This is a genomic window from Shewanella sp. SG41-3 (assembly GCF_014164545.1).
GTDB lineage: Bacteria > Pseudomonadota > Gammaproteobacteria > Enterobacterales > Shewanellaceae > Shewanella > Shewanella vesiculosa.
Genome location: NZ_JACJFJ010000032.1, coordinates 1 through 507, shown reverse-complemented (window position 1 = coordinate 507; position 507 = coordinate 1). Strand labels below are relative to the sequence as shown.

Annotated in this window: 3 tRNA genes; all 3 read right to left on the bottom strand. The window is 42.8% G+C overall.

Going from position 1 to position 507, the window contains the following annotated elements:
• Positions 1–24: 24 nt before the first annotated feature.
• A tRNA-Met gene (locus H5164_RS19825) sits at positions 25–100 on the bottom strand.
• A 184-nt stretch (positions 101–284) separates the two neighbouring features.
• Positions 285–360: transfer RNA gene (locus tag H5164_RS19820), tRNA-Met, on the bottom strand.
• Between the two features lie 46 nt (positions 361–406).
• A tRNA-Met gene (locus H5164_RS19815) sits at positions 407–482 on the bottom strand.
• Positions 483–507 lie beyond the last annotated feature (25 nt).

Here is a 507-nt window from a genome sequence, read left to right as displayed (position 1 = left end):
TTTTTATTCTATTGATTAAAGAAATGGTTGCGGGAGTAGGACTTGAACCTACGACCTTCGGGTTATGAGCCCGACGAGCTACCAACTGCTCCATCCCGCGTCCGATAAAACGCTATCAATTGTTTTTATTCTATTGATTAAAGAAATGGTTGCGGGAGTAGGACTTGATAAAAAACTACGACCTTCGACTCTTTATTATAAAAAGCTGAGCCCGACAAGCTATCAACTGCTCTATCCTGTGTCCGAAAACACTATCAATTATTTTTATTCTATTGATTAAGAAATGGTTGCGGGAGTAGGACTTGAACCTACGACCTTCGGGTTATGAGCCCGACGAGCTACCAACTGCTCCATCCCGCGTCCGATAAAACGCTATCAATTATTTTTATTCTATTGATTAAAGAAATGGTTGCGGGAGTAGGACTTGAACCTACGACCTTCGGGTTATGAGCCCGACGAGCTACCAACTGCTCCATCCCGCGTCCGATAAAACGCTATCAATTGTTT